Here is a 20,699-nt window from a genome sequence, read left to right on the forward strand (position 1 = left end):
TCGATAGCTGAACAGCGACCGGCTCTATCCGTCCGCTCCGCGCATGATGACCCCCGCCGTCCTCTTCCAGGCAACGGATCATGTTCTGCAAACCGCCTCGAGAGCCGACTGTTTCAGCGGCCTGTCAGGTCCTAGATCCCTGTCAACCAGAAGATCAGCGCGCAAGTCACTGCGCCAAGCGTCGCCGTGGTCGGAAGCGTCACCAGCCAGGCCAGCGTGATCGTCATGACGTGGCTGCGGCGCACGAGGATGCGCCGCTGCGTTTCCTCGACGGGCATGTCGGCTGGCGGGCGATTGCGGCGACGGTCCAGCCATTCGCGGGCGAAGCCCACCCCGAAGACGCCGCCCACCGCCACATGCGTGGTCGAAACCGGAAGCCCCAGGTGCGACGCCCCCAGCACCGTCACTGCCGTTGCCAGCGACACGCAGAAGGCGCGCCCGGCGTTCAGCTTGGTGATGCCGCTGCCGACCATGTTCACCAGCCGGCGTCCGAAGAACAGCGTACCGGCGGCAATGGACAGCCCGCCGCCAAGGAGGACCAGTGTCGGCACCGGTCCAACGGCTCCGCCGCCGCGCTCCTGCAGGATCACGGATAGCGGGCCGGCGATGTTTCCGACATCATTCGCTCCGTGGGCAAAGCCAAGGATGACGACTCCGGCCAGCAGGGCCGGGCGCAGAAGACGCTTGATGCTGGGCTTGCGCGGATGCTCGGCCAGTTCCCGCAGGACGCGCCGCCGGGTGACCAGTAACCCGACCACCGACGCGGCGGCCGCCGCCGAAAGCTCGACCCAAAGCTGGAGCGGCGACTGCACGACCAGCAATGTCACATAAGCGGCAAAGAGGCCGCACATCAGCGCCACCATTGCCGGAAGCCAGCGCAGCGCCGCCGCCCCTCGGTCTGCGGCATCCACCACCTGCGTGCGCAGCAGGACCAGCAGCCCGGCCGCAATGGCGCCCGCCAGCACCGGTGTCACCACCCAGACGGATGCAATCATCGCCACCGTGCCCCAGGCCACGCCGCCGATCCCCAGCGTCACGGCCCCCGCCCCGGTGATGCCGCCGACGATGGAATGGGATGTGCTGACAGGAAGCCCGACACCCGTCGCCAGCGTGATCCACGACGCCGCGCCGACCAGGGCCGCCAGCATCGCCATTGATGCCTGCGTCCCGTCGACCAGCGGCACCAGTTTCACGATGCCGCCGGCGAGGCGCGCCGTGACCGCATCACCGGCCAGCACCGCCCCCGCAATACCAGCAACGGCCACCAGGACAAGCCCCGGAAGAATGCGGATCGCCCCGGCGCCCACCGCGGGCCCCAACGAGTTCGCGACGTCGTTCGCGCCAATCGCCATTCCGAGCCAAGCCGCCACGACCAGTCCTGATCCGACCGCCACAAGCCCCGGCGCCGCCCCCGACAAGGCCAGCACCAGCATCAGGGCGCCTACAAGACCCAGCACCGACAACCCCAGCCGCCAAACAGGACGAAAGGCGTGCATCTGCGCGATTTCGGTATGGCTGAGGCGGTCGAGGTCCTTGTGGAGCGTGTCGAACCCCGGGCCTTCAGTGCGCGGCATGGTCGCGCAGGCCGATCAGGATCCGCTTGAGCCCCGGCTCGACCACCAGCGTGGCGGCGTCGGCCGGATCGAACCATTGTCGCTTGCGCTGACTGCGTTCGGGAAATTCGTCGGCCTCGTCCTCGACATCGAGGGCGAAGACCCGCACCTCGACCGGGACCGAGAAACCTGCGTCCTGACCCTTTTCATAGTCGAACCGGCCAAGCTCCTGCGCCTCGACGTTGCCGCGAATGCCGGCCTCTTCCCAGGCCTCCTGCGCGGCGGCCCCGGCCAGGCTGCGCCCCTTCATCGGCCAGCCCTTCGGGATCACCCACCGGCCAGTGTCGCGGCTGGTGACCAGAAGGACCTGTCCAGTCGCGGTCTTGCGGCAGATCGCGCCAACCTGCATCGCCGTCGGCCGGCGCCCCAGCATCATCTGCAATGACCTGCGCCACGTCTTCATTCGCTGTCGTCCACCCTGCCCCGAAGCGTCTTTACTTCACCGCGCACCGCCTTTGCCTTCAGCCGCCGTTTCTGGCTGCCGAGCGTGGGCCGTGTCGCGATCCTCCTCTTGGGTGCAACCATTGCGCGCCGAATGAGTTCCACCAATCGTTCACGCGCCAGTTCCCGGTTGCGAGCCTGGCTTCGCGTGTCCTGCACCAGCATCACGATGGCGCCGTCCTGCGTCCAGCGTCGTCCGGCCAACCTCTGCAGGCGCCGCTTGACCGGATCGGGCAGGTTGGGAGACCGCGCCGCCTCGAAGCGCAGCTCGACCGCGGTTTCGACCTTGTTGACGTTCTGCCCGCCCGGCCCCTGGGACCGGGTGAACTGTTCGGACAGCTCCCATTCCTGAATGATGATCGCGTCGGTCACATGCAGCATTCCCGCAAGATAGGGCGCAAGGTGTGACCGATTAAAGCGGAAATCGGTTAATTTTGGCTTAACTACGACAGGCTGACGTCAGGAGAGGCACCGCATCTGTTCCGGCCAATGCGCAAATGGCAGCACTGCGCCATCGCGGCGGCTGTCGCGGACACGGTTCAGGTCGATCTGGGCACGAACCCAGCCCGGCTGGTTCATCTCGCCCTCGGCGATGATGCCGGTTTCGGGCCAGAACCCGTCAGGGGGCCCATAGATCGAGGCGCGGCCCCGGTTCTCGTCCAGCGCCGGCATCCAGGCGCAGTCGCCTACGGTCGGCGCCTGCACGACGACGCACTGGCTTTCCAGCGCCCGCGCCATCGCGCCGATGCGGACGCGGTGAAACCCCGCGACCGTATCGGTGCAGCTGGGAACCAGCAGCAGCTCGGCCCCGGCCTCGACCAGGGCACGGCCCAGCAGCGGGAATTCGCTGTCATAGCAGATCAGGATGCCGATGCGGCCAAGCACCGTGTCGAAGACCCTCAGTCCCGGCTTGCCGACAACGTCCCAGTCCTCGCGCTCGAACCGGGTCATGATCTGCTTGTCCTGGTGGCCGATGCGGCCGTGGGGCCCGTAGAGCACCGCGCGGTTCACCGGCCGCGGCCCGGTGAAAACCGGCGCCGAGGCCGCCAGGATATGGCAGTCGTGCCGCGCCGCCAGGTCCAGGTGCAGCGCCTCGACCGCCGGGGCGTGGCGGGCGACTTCGTGCAGGCTTGCCTCGAGGTCGCCCGCGATGTCGCCACCGCCAAGCGAGGCCAACTCCATCGCTGCATATTCGGGAAAGACCAGCAGGTCGGCTTCGGCCGTTTCCACCCAGCGGGTCAGCTTGGCGCGATAGGCGTCGAAGTCTTCGAACCAGTCGATCGGATAGGCGGCAGAGGCGATCTTCACAGCGACCTCATCCAGAACTGCAGGGGCTTGTCGGTTTCCTCGGCCGCGCCGAGGTCGCGCCAGGAATAATGCGCGACGACGCCCGGAAGCGGCGCGTATCCGCGCTTGCGCCAGAACCCGTCCAGCGGGCGGTAATCAGCAGGCCGCGCCGGATGGTCGGCCGGTCGGATGACGCTGCAGAACGCGGTGTAGCGGGCACCCAGGCTGCGGGCATGCGCTTCGCGGGCGTCGAAGAAGGCGTGCCCCAGACCGTGCCCGCGATAGTCGGGCAGCAGCACCGATTCGGCGCAATAGAAGATCTCGGACAGGGGTTCGGGCCGGTCGGCGAAGGCGGCGCCGAAATCGGCCGCATGGTCCGCCATCGGTGCCCCGGTCGAGGCGCCGACGATCCGGCCCGCATCCTCGGCCACGACCACGACGGCCCCCGGCGACTGATAGGCGCGAAGATAGTCGCGCTCATAAGCCTGGTCGCCGTCGTAGAGATAGGGCCAGGCCCTGAAGACGGCGATGCGCAGGCGGGCCACATCGTCCAGCGCCGCCGCCAGGTCGTCACCGGTCAGGACGCGGGTCGTGACGCTCATGCGTTGACCTGCGCGGTCCAGTCCGCAAGATTGTAATAGGTCGTGACGCGGGCGATCAGGCCGTCGCGGATGGTGAAGAACGCGCCGGCCGGCAGGATGTATCTTTGTCCCCGCGCCTCGGGCAGGCCCTCGTCCGTCTTCAGGTATGTGCCGTTGACCACGAATTCGGCGGCGGCGCGGTTGCCGGCTTCGTTGGTGAAGATCACCATGTCCGTCAGTTCTTCCCTGTAGTTTTCGGTCATGTGGGTATTGAACTGGGCGAACAGGTCGCGGCCCTTGCGGACCTTGCCCTCGTTCACGTGATGCTCGACCTCGGGGTGCAGGAACTCCAGCATCCGGGCGGTGTCGCCGGCATTGAAGGCGTCGTAATAGGCGGCGATCAAGGCCTTGGTGTTCATCTATGTCTCCTTGGCGTTTGGTCGCTGATTAGCGCGATTCCCGCGGCCAGTCACCTGCGCCCAAGGTTGCAGGCGCTTGAATCCGGGGCCGAACCTGTTAGCGCTTGGGCACATCAGCATCGGGGAGGACCGAATGACCGGACAGGATCAGCTGGGCAGGCGCGAGATCACCTGCTTCAAGGCGTATGACGTGCGGGGCGAACTGGGCAAGAACCTGGACCCCGATGTCGCCTACCGCATCGGCCGCGCCTTCGCCCAGGCCCGCGATGCGAAGCGCGTGGTGGTGGGCCGCGACAGCCGCGAAAGCAGCCCGGAACTGGCGGCGGCGCTGATCGAGGGGCTGACCGATGGCGGCGCCGATGTGCTGGACCTGGGTCTGGCGGGCACCGAGGAGGTCTATTTCCACACCGGCAACCAGGACACCGATGGCGGGATCGAGGTCACGGCGTCGCACAACCCGATCACTTACAACGGCATGAAGATCGTGGGACGCGGCTCGGCGCCGCTGGACCCGGCGACCGAACTGCCCCCCATCGTCGAACTGGCGACGGGCGGCGACTTCGCGCCCGCGACCAAGGGCAGCGTCACCGACTTCAGCCATGCCCGCGCCGAATACGCATCGCGAATGGCCGATTTCGTGGACGTGGCCGCGCTCCGCCCGATGAAGATCGTGGTGAACGCGGGCAACGGCACCGCCGGCCCGACCTTCGACGCCATCGCCGCCGAACTGGAACGTCGCGGTGCGCCGCTGACCTTTGTGCGCATGCACCACAACGTGGACAGCAGCTTTCCGAACGGCATCCCGAACCCGCTGCTGGACGAAAACCAGCCCCCCACCGTCGCCAAGATGATCGAGGAGAAGGCCGATCTGGGCGTGGCCTGGGACGGCGATTTCGACCGCTGCTTCTTCTTCGACGAGAACGGACGCTTCATCCCCGGCGAATACATCGTCGGCCTTCTGGGCGCGGCCTTCCTGGAGAAATCGCCGGGCGAGAAGATCGTGCATGACCCCCGCGTCATCATGAACACCCGCGCCATGATCGAGGAAGCCGGCGGCGAAGCCGTGGTCAGCAAGACCGGCCACGCCTTCATCAAGCGCAAGATGCGCGATGTGGGCGCGATCTATGGTGGCGAGATGTCGGCGCACCATTACTTCCGCGACTTCTATTACTGCGACAGCGGGATGATCCCGTGGCTGTTGATGATCGAACTGCTGTCCCGCAAGGGCCAGACCCTGGCAGAGCTGCTGGAGGAGCGGATGCGGCTCTATCCTTCCTCGGGCGAGACGAACTATACGATCGACGATCCCGACGCGGCCATTGCCCGGCTGATCGAGACCTACGAGGACAAGGCCGAAAGCCGCGACGATCTTGACGGCGTGTCGCTGAACTTCGGCAAGTGGCGCTTCAACCTGCGCAAGTCGAACACCGAGCCTGTCGTGCGCCTGAATGTCGAATCGGACGGCGACGCGGCTCTGGTGGCCGAGAAGAAGGCCGAACTGGCCGCGATTTTGAAGGGCTGACGCCCCGTGGCCGCGCCTTCGGGCGCGGCCCTCCTCAGGACGGATCGGTAAAGCCGAAGGCCACGTAGTCGCGCAGATAGGCCGCCCGGGCGGCGTCGATCAGCGACTTTTCCAGCAGGAAATTCGGCATCGCCTGCGCCCTTGGGGCGCCTGCCCCGACGATCCCGGCAGCGCCGGCCAGAATGGGCATGTCTTCGGCCAGACGATCCTCGCGGATCAGCATGTCAGGCGTCGAGAAGCGCGAGAACCCGGCGATCACCTCGGACTGGCTGGCCCATGCCGCAAGCGTCGGCAGGGTCGTCTGGCCGTTCAGGTTGCGGCGCAGGAAGGCCAGGAACTGGGCGAAAAGCTCGACCTGCCGCGACTGCGGCAGGTCCGCCAGCGCCGGATCGTCGGGCAGGTCCACACGGTGCACGTCCCGCAGCAGTTGGCGCAGTTCGGGCTTCGCACGCTCCAGCAGGTGGCGGAAGGCGGTCCAGGCGCGATGAAGCGGGTGGCGCAGCACGGCGAAACTGCGATGGCCGGGATGCTGGCGTTTCCACTGCCGCAGGGTGGTCTGCGTGAAGTCGCCCTGGGTGTCGCCCAGCCCCGCCATCCAGTCCTTCAGGTCAGGCCCGCCCGGCACCGGCATGCAGAGGAGCCCGTTCCCCGCATCGACCGCACGGAAGCTGGGCACCGCCGGTCCGCGACGCGGTTCGAAATTCGGGATGCGGCGCAGCATGAACGGGTCGATCCGGTGCAGGTCCTGCTGCATCTGGTCGAAGTTCGCGACCTTCTGCGCCAGCTCTCGGGGGTTCTGGGGCACCTGATCGGTCGCGGGTTCGATCCGCGCGATGTCGGTGCGGCCCAGCCAGTGGACCAGCCCGGTCATCACGTCGGCGTTGCGCAGGTCTTCGTAACCCAGCCAGAAGGCCGACTGCCCGGTAACCTGAAGCCGGTGCATCACCCGCAGCTGAAATCGCTCGACCGCGGCCAGCATGTCACGGAACTCGGGGCCGTCATAGGTGATGGACGCGGGAATGGGCGTTTCCGTCTCGTTCAGCTTCCACTGGTTCGTCTGACGCGCAAGGCAGGTCGAGACATAGCTGTCCAGCGGGTTGCGGGTCAGCACGATCTTGGCGCAGCTGCGGTCGTTCAGGATCGCGTCGACGACGCGCGGGTCGTGGTCATGGAAATACCGGAACCCCGGCAGGTGGCCCGGCTTGTCGAACAGCCGTCTCAGCAACCGCATCGGGTCGGCCTCGCGTTCCGTACGCGTGATGCCCTGCAATTCGTCCTTGTCGGGCCAGCCCATCATGTAGGGATTGAACGCCTCGCCAAAGCAGGTGATCCCTTTCTGGGCGTTCAGCGTCGCCTCGAGCAGGTTCGACCCCGTGCGCATCTCGGCGAAGATGACGAAGCTGCGGAACGGTTCGATCATTCGGCGGCGGTCCTTTCGGAAAGGGTGATTTCGGGAAGCGGCAACCCATCCTCGGACAGGCGCGGGCGCAGACCGGAATTGCGCAGCCGGCGCAGAAGGTCGGTCAGCCCGTCCAGGTTGCGCATCCGCGGCAGGGTATCATGCGGCCCCGCGACCGGCAGATGCTGCAGCGCCTGTAGCAGAAGCCCCTGCGGCCGGGCCAGGAAATCGGTCAGCTCGTGCACCTGCACCCGCGCCTTGACCCAGACCGAGTTCAGCACCTCCAGGTGCTGAAGCTCTGCCCGCTGCAGAAGCGCCGTGACCCGGCGGATGTCGTCGAACGGCATGTCGCACTCCAGCAGCGGAAGCATCCAGGCCCCGGCGATGACGTGGATATGCGCGTTCGGATCGGTCGCGATGAACCAGTTCAGCGCCTGATTGTCACGCGGACTGAACTGGAACACCTGCATCCGCGGCGCGATCCGGATCAGCGCGGTCAGGAACCCCCGAGGATCGTGGTCGCGCACCAGCGTGCTGGTCGAGATGGCGCCGCGTCCGACCATGGGACGGCCCGCGAATTCGACCATCTCGGGTCCCAGAAGGTGGCCGTGGACATCGGCATGGACGATGTCGGCCAGCCAGCGTTCAAAATCGGGAAAGACGTCCGAGAAGCCCTGGAAGACCGCGTAGGGCGCCGAAGTCTTGCCGTTTTCGGCATCCTTTCGCGGAAAGCGGCTCTGCATGTAGAGTCCCGGCCGCCCCAGCAGGCGCCGCCGCACCGTGCGGTTGATCAGCCGCTCGATCCTCTGGGGTTGCGGCGGGCTCAGGTCGGGCTGCGCGTGGGGCGGCCTTGGAAAGTGGTCCAGGAGGTGTCCGGCCTTGTGCCACACCTTGCGAGCCACGAAGCAGCGCGATTCTTCGAGCATCAGCGCATGGTCGTCATAAAGCTGGTAGGGCCGCCCGCCATGATCGAACGTGGCCAGCGTCAGCGAATGGCTCTCGATGCGGATCGCGTGGCGCCGGACCAGCGTCTGGAAATAGCTTTCGTCGGGGATCCAGGTGTAGCGGAAGAATCGGTCGAACTCGGCCCGCCGGGGGTCCTGAAGGATGGCGCGCAGGGTGGTGGCGGTCATGCACCACCATTGCGACCCCAGGTGCGGCGTCAGTCCCCTAGGCAGGCGGCGATGCACCCGCAGCTTGCGCTGCCAGTCGACCAGCCGGTCGAACAGCCACCGGCGCTTGCGCCAGTCCAGCGGAAAATAGAGCGAGAACCGCTCTTCGTTGAGCCCTCCGACGGTCCAGCCGACGTCATGGGCGCTGACGCTTTCGATGTGATCGCGGTCAGGGTCCTGCGCCAGATAGGCGACCAGGTCGCGGACTGGCCGCAGGGGCAGGCAGGCGCCCGATGCCAAATAGACATGCGTCACGTCGGGAAAGCTGTCCAGAAGCGCCTCCGCTGCGTCCTGCGTGGCGCGCACGAGGCTGAACCGGCCCCAGTCGCAGCCGTGGCGCGGCGACCAGACGATGGCGGGCAGGTCGGCCAGGGCTGCCTTCATTCGTTCGGTGGCGGGCCCAGAAACCTTGGCATCGACATGGATGGCGACGCGCGCACCGCCCTTTGCCCACACCCGTGCCATTCGCGCGGCCATGTCCAGCTGCGCATGGCAAAGCAGCACCACCCCCAGCCGCACCTGCCCGGTCATGCCCAGTGCCCCCGAGAGATCAGCCCCAGATCCTCGAGCTGGCGCCAGTCCTGGTATTCCCTCGATTCGCTGCACCAGAGGTTCGTGCCCCGCCGCAGACCGGCGTGATAGGCCTGATATTCCTTGCTGTTGGCATAGTGCTGCCGGCGGTCCAGCTCTTCGGCCGACTTGTCGGCGAAGGTCGACAGGAACTTGGCATGCAGCAGGCAGCCCGACACCCGCTCGCCGCCGTTCTCGTCATAGACGAGGTTCAGGTGGCGCGGCAGCAGCATGTGGGTGGAACTGACATAGGCATAGCGCCGGTCCCACTTGACCAGGGGGATCTTGTTCAGCGCCGGCCCCGACAGCGGGTCGGCGGCAAAGAAGGTGCGCGTCCGTGGGCCGCCCTGGATCCACAGGTTGCCAAAGAAGGGGTTCTTGCGGATCGTGTAATTCGCTGGATCGAACCAGCGCGCGATCAAGAACGGGTCGACGCCCTCGGAATACGGCTGGTCCTCGATGTTGCCGCGCGGGTACATGTCCAGCAGCATCGCCGGAAAGCTGCGGCGACCCGAGGTGTCCAGCCAGTCGGTCAGCGCAGGCAGCGGCCGGGTGTCGCAATGGGGATAGATCAGGAATTCGTCCGCGTCGACGGTCAGGCACCAGTGACCGCAGCCGTATCTCATCAGCAGCCGGTTCATCCAGTCCATGCCGAAGCGCGACCGCTTGTAGCTGGCGCCGGTCCACCACAGCGATACGTCGGACTGCTGCGCCAGATAATTGCCGCTGCCGTCGTCGCTGTCGTTGTTCACGACCAGGAAGTGATCGACCCCCATCTTGCGGTAATGGTCCAGGAAATGCGGCAGGCGCACCCGCTCGTTTCGCAGGGTGACGAAGGCCAGGATGTCGCCCTTGCGGATCTGCGCCGTCCTGTCCACGGTCGAACGCAGGGCGCGGCGGCGGTTGAAGGCGCGCCCGATCAGGTACTGCCTCTGGGTCCGGCGGCGCAGCCGGTCGGGGATGATGCTCCGCAGGCGGTGCTTCATGCAGGCCACCCGCAGAGAAGGTTCCGGACAAGGGACGTCATGATACCAACCAATGTGCCGGGCGAACCGCGTTGGCAAGTGCAATCAGCGCGTGTCCTTGTCCCGCCAGCCACCTGTGCCCATCAGGCCCAAGGCGACCAGTTGTCGCCAGCCTTCGTACCTGGCGGAACGGTCATCGCGCAGCAACGGCCCCGCCGCGACCGCCCGGTGATAGGCGGCATAGGCCGACGGATCGGCGAAATGCTGGCGGCGGCGCAGCTCCTCGTGCGACTTGTCGACGATGCCGGGCAGAAACTTCCCGTGCAGCAAGACCCCCGACAGCCGCGCATCCCCAGGACCGTCATAGATCCGGTTCAGCCGCGGCGGCAGGATGGAATGCGTCGAGTTCAGATAGACCTGCCGCCGGTGCCATTTCATCAGCGGCAGCTTGTTCAGCGTCGGCGCGCGGCGCGGGGCGCCGGCGAAGAACACCCGGTCCCGCACGCCGCCTTGCACCCATAGGTTGTTTCGCGGCATCTGCCGCTGCGCCCGGTAGGGACCGGCATCGAACCAGGGCAACCGTTCGGCCAGCGACGCGCCGCCGTCCGCGTCGGCCGTCCCAAGCGGCCCCGAGGGATAGAGATCCAGCATCAGGGCGCCCAGGCCCGGCTGCCCGATCCGGTCCAGATGCGCGACAAGCTCCGGCAGCGGGCGGGTGTCGTGGAACGGATAGACCAGCAGCTCGTCGGCATCGACGGTCAGACACCAGTGGCCGCGCCCGTAGCGCAACAGAAGCGCGCCCGCCCAATCCAGCCCGAACCGGGATGCGCGATAGCTGTCACCACACTGCCAGAGAGACACGTCAGGCTGATCTGCCAGCAAGGTGTCAGAGCCGTCGGTGCTACCGTTATCCACCGCCAGGACATGCGCCACCCCCAGGCGGCGGTAGTGGTCCAGAAAACCGGGCAGATGCTCGATCTCGTTTCGCAGCACCATGACCGCCAGGACGTCGTCCTTGCGGATCGCGGCGGTCCGGTCGGCGACGGGCCACAGGCGCAGGCCGGCGCGGGCGGCGCGCCAGATCAGCCGCCGGCGTTGCCAGCGCAGCCGAAAGGCTTGCCACGCCGCACCGGGCGTCACTGGCGATAGTCACCGCTTTGATGCCACCGCCACGCATCGGCGATCATCTGCTTCATGTTGGAGCGGTCGGCGCTCCATCCCAGTTCGTCCTTGGCGCGCTGGCTGCCGCAGACCAGCTTGACGGCATCGCCACCGCGGCGCGGACCATCGACCATCGGCACCTGCCGGTTGGTGACGTGCCGGGTCGCGTCGACGACCTCTCGGACCGAAAACCCGTCGCCGGTCCCCAAACAGAAGACCCGGCTGCCCTTGTCGGCCCGCAGCCATTTGAGACCCTTCACATGCGCATCGACAAGGTCCATCACGTGGACATAGTCGCGGATGCAGGTCCCGTCCGGCGTCGGATAATCGGTGCCGTGGATCGTCAGCGCGTCGCGCTTGCCATCCACAGCGTCCAGGATCAGCGGGATCAGGTGCGTCTCTGGTCGGTGGAACTCGCCCACCTCACCGTCGGGATCGGCACCCGCGACGTTGAAATACCGGAAGATCACGTGGCGCAAACCGTGCGAGGCCCGGAAGTCGACCAGCATATCCTCGATCGCGCGCTTGCTGGCGCCATAGGCGTTCAGGGGCGCCTGCAAGGTGTCCTCGTCCAGCACCTCGCCGTCACGGTCGCCATAGGTCGCGCAGGTCGAGCTGAAGACGAAGTCCTTGCAGCCCGCCGCCACCGCGGCCTCGATCAGGTTCAGGGAGCCCAAGACATTGTTGCGCCAGTATCTCCCCGGCTCGGCCATCGCCTCGCCGACCTGCGACAGGGCCGCGAAGTGCAGCACCGCCACCGGCTCGTGCTCGGCAAAGGCGGCATCCAGGGCCGCGCGGTCCAACAGGTCGGCGTCGACCACGGGCCCGAACTTGACGGCGTCGCGCCAGCCGGTCGAGAAGTTGTCCAGCGTCACCGGCAGGTATCCCGCCCGCGCCAGCGCCTTACAGGCGTGCGAGCCGATATAGCCCGCGCCGCCCGTGACCAATACCTTGTCAGCCATGAATTATTCGGCAGCCTTCCGCATCGCCATGACCTGGTGCAGGTATTCCGAGAACTCGTCCTTCAGCTCGTCACGCTCCAACCCGAAGGCGACGGTGGCCTGCAGGAAGCCCGCTTTCGAACCGCAATCGAAACGCTGGCCGCGGAAGCGCAGGCCAAAGACGTCGCGCCCCTCCTCGATCTCTTCGGCGATGGCGTCGGTCAACTGGATCTCTCCGCCGGCACCCTGCTTGAGCTTGTTGAGGTTCCTCATGACCGTCGGCGCAAGGATGTAGCGACCAATCACCGCGAGGTTCGACGGCTGCGTGCCGGCCTTCGGCTTTTCGACCATGCCCTTGGCGCGCACGATGGCGCCCATGTCCTCGGCCACGTCCAGGACGCCATAGGCCGAAACCTTGTCCGAGGGCACTTCCATCGTGGCGACCATGCTGCCGCCGGTCTCGCCATAAGCCTCGATCATCTGCTGCAGGCAGGGAGGCTCGCCCTGGATGACGTCGTCGGTCAGCACGACCGCGAAGGGCTCGTCATCCGACAGCAGGCGGCGGGCACACCAGACGGCGTGGCCCAGACCCAGGGCCTTGTGCTGGCGAATGTAGGCGATGGCGCCCGAGTCCATGTTGGTCTGGCGCAGGATGTCCAGCAGCTTGTCCTTGCCGGCCTTCTTCAGGTTCGATTCCAACTCGTGCGCGTGATCGAAATAGTCCTCGAGCGCGCCTTTGCCGCGCGAGGTCACGAAGATGAATTCCTTGATGCCCGCGGCGCGGGCCTCGTCGATGGCGTACTGGATCAGCGGCTTGTCGACCAGCGACAGGATTTCCTTCGGGATGCTTTTGGTGGCAGGCAAGAACCGCGTCCCGAGGCCGGCGACCGGAAAGATGGCTTTTGTGACCTTGCGACCCATGACGAATACCTCTGATGCTTCTGGCGGATCTTCCGCCCCGATTGCCGCCGATGCCTACATGCAACAGCACGAACTACAATGGACAGGTTACCTTCTTGGCAGATTACCGCCAAGCGAACACTTCATCATATTATGCAAATATTCCACGACATTCCCCTCCTGCCGCAGAAGATGTCAGCGAAGCTTCATCTCTGTCATCATCCGCTCAAGACGCGGAACATCTTCGGGGTTGTTAAGTTCCCAGAACTGCCGGCCCCTCGCCTCGACCTCAACGCAGAGCATGTGGCGGCCGTGTTCAAGGAAACGCAGCTGCTCCAGCCCTTCCAGCTTTTCCAGGACGCCTTCCGGCCAGGACGAATATTCGGCCAGCGCGGCGGGACGATAGGCATAGACTCCGACATGGTGGAAGACGGGGCTCGGCGCATCCGGCGCCACCTCCCCCGGCACGAATGGGATCACCTCCTTCGAGAAATAAAGCGCCCGCCCGTCGCGGCCGAAGACCGCCGTCGTTCCGCCGACCCGCCCGGCACGGCGGTCGGCGATCAGGTCATCGCGCATCCGACCCGAGCAGCGCAGCACGGGCGTGGCCACCTCTGCCTGCGGATCGGCCCGAAGGCCCGCGACAAGGTCCTCGACGAACCAGGCGGGGGTCAGCGGCGCATCCCCCTGCAGGTTCACGACGATCTCGGGCGCGGTCGCCAGAGTCGCCACCGCCTCGGCGCAGCGCTCGGTGCCATTGCGGCAATCGGGGCTGGTCATCGCGACCTCGGCGCCGAAACCTTCGGCATGGTCGCGGATCGCGGCGTCGTCGGTGGCGACGATCACCCGGTCGATATCCCGGACCGACATTGCGGCGTCCCAGCTGCGGCGGATGAGGCTCCGCGCCTCTCCTCCCGCGCCGCGCAATTCGACCAGCGGCTTGCCCGGATAGCGCGTCGAGGCGAAGCGGGCCGGAATGACGATGACGACAGACATCAGTCCTTCACCAGCAACACGCCGGGCGCGTAGGCGATGAAGAACGGGTTCTCGAAGCCGGGCTTGCCGTAGGCCAGCGGGCTGTGGTCGTCGAAGCGCACGACCTCTCCACCGGCGCCGCGCAGGACGGCGTCGCCCGCCGCCGTGTCCCATTCCATCGTGCGCCCCAGACGCGGATAGAGATCCGCCTCTCCGGTCGCGACAAGGCAGAACTTGAGCGAGCTGCCGGCGCTAGTCATGTCGCGCACGCCATAGCGGTCGATATAGGCGTCGGTGGCGGCGTCGCGGTGCGACTTCGATGCCACGACCATCAGCGCGCGGTTGTCGGGCATCGCGTTCACGCCGATCGGGCTGACCTCGCCGGGGCTGTCGCCGAACGGCGCCTTCTCCTCGACGGATCGGCCGTCGGCGGTGGTGTAGAAAAGCCGCTTCTTCGCGGGCGCATAGACGACACCGCGCACCGGCACGCCGTCTTCGACATAGGCGATGTTCACGGTGAAATCGCCGCGTCGCTGCACGAATTCCTTGGTGCCGTCCAGCGGATCGACGATCAGGAAGGTGCGCAGGGTCTGTCCGTGCGTCTCGGCCTGCTCCTCGGTCACCAGCGCGATGTCGGGGAACGCCTCGCGCAGCCCGGCCGAGATCAGGGCATCGGCGGCCTCGTCGGCGGCGGTGACGGGCGAATCGTCGGCCTTGCTGCGGGTCGCGAAGTCATCGGTCCCGTAGATCTCCATGATCCGCTCGCCCGCCTGCAGGGCCAGCCGCCGCATCTCGATGGTCAAACGGTCGAATTGCATTCACTTTCCTTTCCCTGCCACCGGACGCGGCCCGCTGGCGGATTGAACGGGGGTGCTTGCCTCCTTATGATCGCCGCAAGGTCCATCGGCAAGCGCCGGGCTGATCGCTGGCCAAAGCCTGCGGCAGTCCTGTATCCCACGCGGGAAGGCATCGCGACATGTTCAAGCAACGTCGAAACTCGAACATGCTCCAGGCGGCGGGGACGACCCTGGCGCTGATCTATCACCAGACGGTATACAATCTGCGCAACTCGCATCGGAACGCGCTTGTCGGCCTGGGGGCCATCATCCTTCAAAGCGCCGTCATCATGGTGGTGCTGATGACGCTCTATCTGCTGATCGGCGTCAGGACCTCGCCCATCCGCGGCGACTTCATGCTCTACATCATGTCCGGCATCTTCGTTTTCATGACGCATGTCCAGACGGCGGGGGCGGTGTCCGGCAGCCACTCCATATCTGCCGGCATGGTGAAGCACGAGCCGCTGAACGCGGCCATCCTGATCTCGGGCGCCGCCTGCGCCATGCTTTACCGACAGATGATCAGCTGCGTGGTGATCCTGTCCGTCTACCACCTCGCGTTCGAGCCGATCACCATCCACGATCCCGTCGGCGCGATGGCACTGCTGCTGCTGTCCTGGTTCAGCGGCATTGCCGTGGGCATGATCTTCCTTGGGATAAAACCCTGGTCGCCGGCGCTGTCCCGGACGTTGACGACCTTCTATTCCCGCGTGAACATGTTCGCCTCGGGCAAGATGTTCGTGGCCAACACCCTGCCGAACTTCATGCTGCCCTGGTTCATCTGGAACCCGCTGTTCCACCTGATCGACCAGGAGCGGGGCTTCCTCTTCATCAACTACTCGCCCCACAAGACGTGGCTCCTCTATCCGCTGTGGGTGACGCTCGCGTGCTTCATGGTGGCGCTGCTGATCAACTTCACCACCCGCAAGTACGAATCCGTCAGCTGGAGCGCGGCCCACTGATCCACTGCAGGGAACAGGTGTGAAACAGGGGCAAATGCGCCTGATTTGCCCTTGCAGGCGACTTGCGGGCCTGAATTGCATCCCTATATACACCCCCGAAGCGGTCCGGAGGTTCCGGGCTGAATTCGAGCAGAAGGGATCGGGCCGCGGGGGCCGTAACGGACCCGACGCCCCAAATATCGCCGCAAGAAAGGTTATATGAACATGTCCAAAGTCATCGGCATCGACCTCGGCACCACGAACAGCTGCGTCGCGATCATGGACGGCAGCCAGCCCAAGGTCATCGAGAACAGCGAAGGCGCCCGCACGACGCCCTCGATCGTCGGATTCACGGATGGAGAGCGTCTGGTCGGCCAGCCCGCCAAGCGCCAGGCCGTGACCAACCCCACGAACACCGTCTTCGCCGTCAAGCGCCTGATCGGCCGTCGCATGGGCGACGAGGCCGTCGAGAAGGACCGCAAGCTGGTCCCCTACAACATCACTGACGGTGGCAACGGCGACGCCTGGGTCGAGGTGAAGGGCGAGAAGTACTCTCCGGCGCAGGTCAGCGCGATGATCCTGCAAAAGATGAAGGAAACCGCCGAATCCTACCTGGGTGAGACCGTGACCCAGGCCGTGATCACCGTTCCGGCCTATTTCAACGACGCACAGCGCCAGGCGACCAAGGACGCGGGCAAGATCGCGGGCCTGGAAGTCCTGCGCATCATCAACGAGCCGACCGCGGCGGCCCTGGCCTATGGCCTGGACAAGAAGGAAACCAAGACGATCGCGGTCTATGACCTCGGCGGCGGGACCTTCGACATCACCATTCTGGAAATCGACGACGGCCTCTTCGAGGTGAAATCGACGAACGGGGATACGTTCCTGGGCGGCGAAGACTTCGACATGCGCATCGTCAGCTACCTGGCCGACGAGTTCAGGAAAGAGCATGGCGTCGATCTGTCCAAGGACAAGATGGCCCTGCAGCGCCTGAAAGAGGCCGCCGAAAAGGCCAAGATCGAGCTGTCGTCGTCCAGCCAGACCGAGATCAACCAGCCCTTCATCAGCATGGACAAGAACAGCGGCACCCCGCTGCACCTGGTCGTCAAGCTGACCCGAGCCAAGCTGGAAAGCCTGGTCGCCGACCTGATCAAGCGCACCATGAAGCCCGTCCAGGACGCGCTGAAGGATGCCGGCTGCTCCAAGGGCGACATCGACGAGGTGGTTCTGGTCGGCGGCATGACCCGCATGCCCAAGGTCGTGGCCGAAGTGACCGAGTTCTTCGGGAAAGAGCCCCACAAGGGCGTGAACCCCGACGAGGTCGTGGCGCTGGGCGCGGCGATTCAGGCCGGCGTGCTGCAGGGTGACGTCAAGGACGTCGTGCTGCTGGACGTGACGCCGCTGTCGCTGGGGATCGAGACGCTGGGCGGTGTCTTCACCCGCCTGATCGACCGCAACACCACGATCCCGACCAAGAAGAGCCAGATCTTCTCGACCGCCGAGGACAACCAGAACGCGGTGACCATCCGCGTCTTCCAGGGCGAGCGCGAAATGGCTGCGGACAACAAGATGCTGGGCCAGTTCAACCTGGAGGACATCCCGCCCTCGCCGCGCGGCATGCCGCAGATCGAGGTGACCTTCGACATCGACGCCAACGGCATCGTTTCGGTCAGCGCCAAGGACAAGGGCACCGGCAAAGAGCAGAACATCACCATCCAGGCCTCGGGCGGCCTGTCCGACGAGGATATCGAACGGATGGTGAAGGATGCCGAACAGAACGCGGAATCCGACAAGGGTCGCCGCGAGCTGGTCGAGGCCAAGAACCAGGCCGAAAGCCTGATCCACTCGACCAGGAAGTCGCTGGACGAGCATGGCGACAAGGTCGACAGCTCGACCGTCGAGGCGATCGAACTGGCCGTCGGCGCGCTTGAGGAATCGCTCAAGGCCGAGGATGCGGGCAAGATCCGCTCGGGCATCCAGAACGTGATGGACGCGTCCATGCGCCTGGGTGAGGCGATCTACAAGGCTCAGCAGGGCAATGACGAAGCCGGACAGGACGCAGGCGATTCGCCCCGCGACGTGGACGACGACATCGTCGATGCCGACTTCGAGGACCTGGGCGACGACAAGAAGCGCGGCTGATCGAGGCCGCTACCCTGAAAGGGCCGGCCTGCCGTTCGTGCGGGCCGGCCTGTTCTTTGGGGCAGCTGAATGGGACGACACATGAGCAAGCGTTGCTATTACGAAGTGCTCGGGGTCACACGCGGTGCCTCGACCGACGAGATCAAGAAGGCCTATCGCAGCAAGGCGAAAGAGCTTCACCCCGACCGCAACCAGGACGATTCGACGGCCGAAACGCGCTTCAAGGAAGTGAACGAGGCCTATGATTGCCTGAAGGACGACCAGAAGAAGGCCGCCTATGACCGCTTCGGCCATGCCGCTTTCGAAGGTGGCGGCGGCTTCGGGGGTGCGCGCGGCGGCCCCGGCGGCCATCCGGGCGACTTCGGCGCGGCCTTCGCGGACGTGTTCGAGGATCTGTTCGGTGACATGATGGGCCGCCGCGGCGGCGGGGGCGGTCGGGCGCGCGCCCAACGCGGCCAGGACCTGCGTTACAACCTCAGCGTCAGCCTGGAAGATGCCTATGTCGGCGTGCAAAAGCCTATCACCGTGCGCGGCTCAGTCGCCTGCGGCGAATGCGAAGGCACCGGGGCCGAGGGTGCGACCCAGCCCGCCGCCTGCCCGACCTGCGCGGGCATGGGCAAGGTCCGCGCCCAGCAGGGCTTCTTCACCGTCGAACGCACCTGCCCGACCTGCGGCGGGGCGGGCCAGATCGTCAAGAACCCCTGCAAGTCCTGCCACGGCGCCGGACGGGTCGAACGCGAGCGTGCGCTGTCGGTGAACATTCCCGCCGGCGTCGAGACCGGCACCCGCATCCGCCTTGCCGGAGAGGGCGAGGCCGGGTTGCGCGGCGGACCCGCCGGCGACCTCTATATCTTCATCGAGGTGCAGGAGCACGCGATCTTCCTGCGCGACGGCAAGATGCTGGCCTGCCAGGTGCCGGTCAGCATGGCGACCGCGGCCCTTGGAGGAGAGGTCGAGGTTCCGACCATCGACGGCGGGCGGGCGCGGGTGAAGGTGACGGCCGGAAGCCAGACCGGGCGGCAGATGCGCCTGCGCGGCAAGGGCATGCCGCCCCTTCGGCACGGTCCGGGGGCGGGCGGCGATTTCGGCGACATGCTGATCGAGCTGACGGTCGAGACGCCAGTCAACCTCACGGCCCGCCAGCGAGAGCTGCTGCGAGAGTTCGAGGCCGTGAAGGCCGACAACAGCCCGCAATCGGACGGCTTCTTCGACAAGGTCAAAAGCTTCTGGGACGGCATGACCCGCTGACCGGTTAACGCTTCCTTTACGACTTCGGGCCCATGCTTCAGGCATGGACCCGAATCGCGCCTTTGGCGAAATGCCGCTGCCCCTGTTCACGCCTGCCGCCGATGACGTGACCGTCGCGCCGGTGCGTGCGGGAAAATCCGCGCCCTCCTATCTGGCAGACCACCGCGCCCGCCTGCGTGACCGGTTCCTTCAGGGCGGGGCGACCGCCATGCCGGATTACGAGCTGCTGGAACTGGTCCTGTTCCGTGCCATCCCGCGCCAGGACGTCAAGCCGCTGGCCCGGCGCCTGATCGAGACCTTCGGCGACTTCAACCGCGTCCTGACCGCCCCGCCGGCCCGCCTGCAGGCGGTCGACGGTGTCGGTCCGGCTGTCGTGACCGAACTGAAGATCGTCGAGGCGGCGGCGCAGCGCATGGCACGGGCGCGCATCATGCACCGGCCGGTCCTGTCCAGCTGGCAGTCGCTGCTGGATTATTGCCATACCGCCATGGCCCATCGCGAGATCGAGGAGTTCCGCGTCCTCTACCTCGACCGCAAGAACGTGCTGATCGCGGACGAGGAACAGGCCCGAGGCACCGTCGACCACGTCCCCGTCTATCCCCGAGAGATCATCCGCCGGGCGCTGGAACTGAACGCCTCGGCTTTGATCCTGGTGCACAACCATCCCTCGGGCGATCCCACGCCGTCGGACAGCGACATCACCATGACCGCCCGGATCGCCCAGGCCGCGGACAGCATGGGGATCACGATCCACGATCACCTGATCATCGGCAAGTCACGCGAGCTCAGCTTCAGGTCGGAAGGCCTCCTTTAGCGCCATCCCGCGGCTGCGGCGTCCCGTCGCAGGGGCGTTGCGCAAATCGGACAGATGCGTCGAATTGCACAGGCAGGACCGGGGTTATCATCTGGACTGACAGGGAATTGGCCGCTAGAACCGCCCCCGCGAAGGCTGCGTTCGGACGCGGCCCGGAATGTCGTATCGGCCTGACTTTCGGCCTGAATTGGAGTATGACCCGTGTCCCACGCAGATGACCACGTAGGCACCCGGAGGGATTTCCTCTACTATGCCACGGCGGGCGCAGGCACGGTGGCCGCCGGTGCCGCCGCCTGGACGCTTGTGAATCAGATGAACCCTTCGGCCGACGTCCAGGCGCTGGCCTCGATCCAGGTCGACGTCAGCGGCGTCACGCCGGGCACGCAGATCACCGTCCTGTTCCTGGGCAAGCCCGTGTTCATCCGCCGCCGCACCCCCGAGGAGATCGAGGCCGGCCGCGCGGTCGAGGTGAGCGAGCTGACCGACCCGACGGCCCAGAACCCGAACCTGCAGGGCGCCCAGCCCGCCACCGACGAAAACCGCACCCTGGACGAAGCCGGCGAGTGGCTGGTCCAGATCGGCGTCTGCACCCACCTGGGCTGCGTGCCCATCGGCGACGGTGCCGGTGACTTCGGCGGCTGGTTCTGCCCCTGCCACGGCAGCCACTACGACACGGCCGGCCGTATCCGCCGGGGCCCCGCGCCCCAGAACATGCATATTCCCGTGGCGTCGTTCCTGAACGAAACCACCATCCAGCTGGGCTGAGGAGGGC

20 protein-coding genes are annotated in these 20,699 nt (G+C 66.2%); 6 read left to right on the forward strand and 14 right to left on the reverse strand.

The window, feature by feature from the left end; genetic code table 11:
* Positions 1–131: 131 nt before the first annotated feature.
* The 6 genes from OC159_RS15295 to OC159_RS15320 all read right to left on the reverse strand — a co-directional run bounded on the left by OC159_RS15295 (position 132) and on the right by OC159_RS15320 (position 4,341).
* The gene (locus OC159_RS15295; RefSeq protein WP_265502039.1) at positions 132–1,574 is read right to left on the reverse strand and encodes an inorganic phosphate transporter; all 1,443 of its coding nucleotides are present in this window, start codon (positions 1,572–1,574) and stop codon (positions 132–134) included.
* Entirely contained in the window at positions 1,561–1,989 is a 429-nt protein-coding gene (locus tag OC159_RS15300) for an NUDIX hydrolase (protein ID WP_265502040.1), read from the reverse strand. The genes OC159_RS15295 and OC159_RS15300 overlap by 14 nt, the downstream gene beginning before the upstream one ends.
* A gap of 23 nt (positions 1,990–2,012) precedes the next feature.
* Entirely contained in the window at positions 2,013–2,435 is a 423-nt protein-coding gene (arfB, locus tag OC159_RS15305) for an alternative ribosome rescue aminoacyl-tRNA hydrolase ArfB (protein WP_265502041.1), read from the reverse strand.
* Between the two features lie 78 nt (positions 2,436–2,513).
* Positions 2,514–3,362, reverse strand: a complete 849-nt coding sequence (locus OC159_RS15310) for a carbon-nitrogen hydrolase family protein (protein WP_265502042.1) — start codon at positions 3,360–3,362, stop codon at positions 2,514–2,516.
* Positions 3,359–3,943, reverse strand: coding sequence for a GNAT family N-acetyltransferase (locus OC159_RS15315; RefSeq protein WP_265502043.1), 585 nt, complete (start codon positions 3,941–3,943; stop codon positions 3,359–3,361). Before OC159_RS15315 ends, OC159_RS15310 begins: the two co-directional genes overlap by 4 nt.
* Positions 3,940–4,341: a ketosteroid isomerase-related protein gene (locus OC159_RS15320; protein WP_265502044.1), complete on the reverse strand. Its 402-nt coding sequence runs from the start codon at positions 4,339–4,341 to the stop codon at positions 3,940–3,942. The genes OC159_RS15315 and OC159_RS15320 overlap by 4 nt, the downstream gene beginning before the upstream one ends.
* A 133-nt stretch (positions 4,342–4,474) precedes the next feature.
* Between OC159_RS15320 and OC159_RS15325 the strand changes: the two genes are divergently transcribed.
* Positions 4,475–5,863, forward strand: a complete 1,389-nt coding sequence (locus OC159_RS15325; protein WP_265502045.1) for a phosphohexomutase domain-containing protein — start codon at positions 4,475–4,477, stop codon at positions 5,861–5,863.
* 34 nt (positions 5,864–5,897) lie between these two features.
* On the opposite strand, the gene OC159_RS15330 is transcribed toward OC159_RS15325, so the two are convergent.
* From OC159_RS15330 to cysQ, 8 genes are all read right to left on the reverse strand, one after another.
* Positions 5,898–7,283 (reverse strand): hypothetical protein, encoded by a 1,386-nt coding sequence (locus OC159_RS15330; RefSeq protein ID WP_265502046.1) that lies wholly within the window; start codon positions 7,281–7,283, stop codon positions 5,898–5,900.
* Positions 7,280–8,965, reverse strand: coding sequence for a DUF5927 domain-containing protein (locus OC159_RS15335; protein WP_265502047.1), 1,686 nt, complete (start codon positions 8,963–8,965; stop codon positions 7,280–7,282). Before OC159_RS15335 ends, OC159_RS15330 begins: the two co-directional genes overlap by 4 nt.
* Positions 8,962–9,990, reverse strand: a complete 1,029-nt coding sequence (locus OC159_RS15340) for a glycosyltransferase family 2 protein (RefSeq protein ID WP_265502048.1) — start codon at positions 9,988–9,990, stop codon at positions 8,962–8,964. The genes OC159_RS15335 and OC159_RS15340 overlap by 4 nt, the downstream gene beginning before the upstream one ends.
* A gap of 84 nt (positions 9,991–10,074) precedes the next feature.
* On the reverse strand, positions 10,075–11,109 hold the full coding sequence (locus tag OC159_RS15345) for a glycosyltransferase family 2 protein (protein WP_265502049.1): 1,035 nt from the start codon (positions 11,107–11,109) through the stop codon (positions 10,075–10,077).
* Positions 11,106–12,092, reverse strand: a complete 987-nt coding sequence (gene galE, locus OC159_RS15350) for a UDP-glucose 4-epimerase GalE (RefSeq protein WP_265502050.1) — start codon at positions 12,090–12,092, stop codon at positions 11,106–11,108. Before galE ends, OC159_RS15345 begins: the two co-directional genes overlap by 4 nt.
* A gap of 3 nt (positions 12,093–12,095) precedes the next feature.
* On the reverse strand, positions 12,096–12,992 hold the full coding sequence (locus OC159_RS15355; RefSeq protein ID WP_265502051.1) for a UTP--glucose-1-phosphate uridylyltransferase: 897 nt from the start codon (positions 12,990–12,992) through the stop codon (positions 12,096–12,098).
* Between the two features lie 174 nt (positions 12,993–13,166).
* Complete coding sequence (locus OC159_RS15360) at positions 13,167–13,967, reverse strand: 3-deoxy-manno-octulosonate cytidylyltransferase (RefSeq protein WP_265502052.1); 801 nt, start codon at positions 13,965–13,967, stop codon at positions 13,167–13,169.
* The gene (gene cysQ / locus OC159_RS15365) at positions 13,967–14,764 is read right to left on the reverse strand and encodes a 3'(2'),5'-bisphosphate nucleotidase CysQ (protein ID WP_265502053.1); all 798 of its coding nucleotides are present in this window, start codon (positions 14,762–14,764) and stop codon (positions 13,967–13,969) included. The genes OC159_RS15360 and cysQ overlap by 1 nt, the downstream gene beginning before the upstream one ends.
* 158 nt (positions 14,765–14,922) lie before the next feature.
* Between cysQ and OC159_RS15370 the strand changes: the two genes are divergently transcribed.
* From OC159_RS15370 to petA, 5 genes are all read left to right on the forward strand, one after another.
* Positions 14,923–15,744, forward strand: coding sequence for an ABC transporter permease (locus OC159_RS15370; protein ID WP_265502054.1), 822 nt, complete (start codon positions 14,923–14,925; stop codon positions 15,742–15,744).
* 204 nt (positions 15,745–15,948) lie between these two features.
* Positions 15,949–17,865 (forward strand): molecular chaperone DnaK, encoded by a 1,917-nt coding sequence (gene dnaK / locus OC159_RS15375; RefSeq protein WP_265502055.1) that lies wholly within the window; start codon positions 15,949–15,951, stop codon positions 17,863–17,865.
* An 81-nt stretch (positions 17,866–17,946) separates the two neighbouring features.
* Positions 17,947–19,113, forward strand: coding sequence for a molecular chaperone DnaJ (gene dnaJ / locus OC159_RS15380; protein ID WP_265502056.1), 1,167 nt, complete (start codon positions 17,947–17,949; stop codon positions 19,111–19,113).
* Positions 19,114–19,156: 43 nt separating this feature from the next.
* Entirely contained in the window at positions 19,157–19,927 is a 771-nt protein-coding gene (radC, locus tag OC159_RS15385) for a RadC family protein (RefSeq protein ID WP_265502057.1), read from the forward strand.
* A gap of 201 nt (positions 19,928–20,128) precedes the next feature.
* Positions 20,129–20,692 (forward strand): ubiquinol-cytochrome c reductase iron-sulfur subunit, encoded by a 564-nt coding sequence (gene petA / locus OC159_RS15390; RefSeq protein WP_265502058.1) that lies wholly within the window; start codon positions 20,129–20,131, stop codon positions 20,690–20,692.
* Positions 20,693–20,699 lie beyond the last annotated feature (7 nt).

Origin of the sequence: Paracoccus beibuensis (genome assembly GCF_026162625.1) — a bacterium.
Lineage (GTDB): Bacteria > Pseudomonadota > Alphaproteobacteria > Rhodobacterales > Rhodobacteraceae > Paracoccus > Paracoccus beibuensis.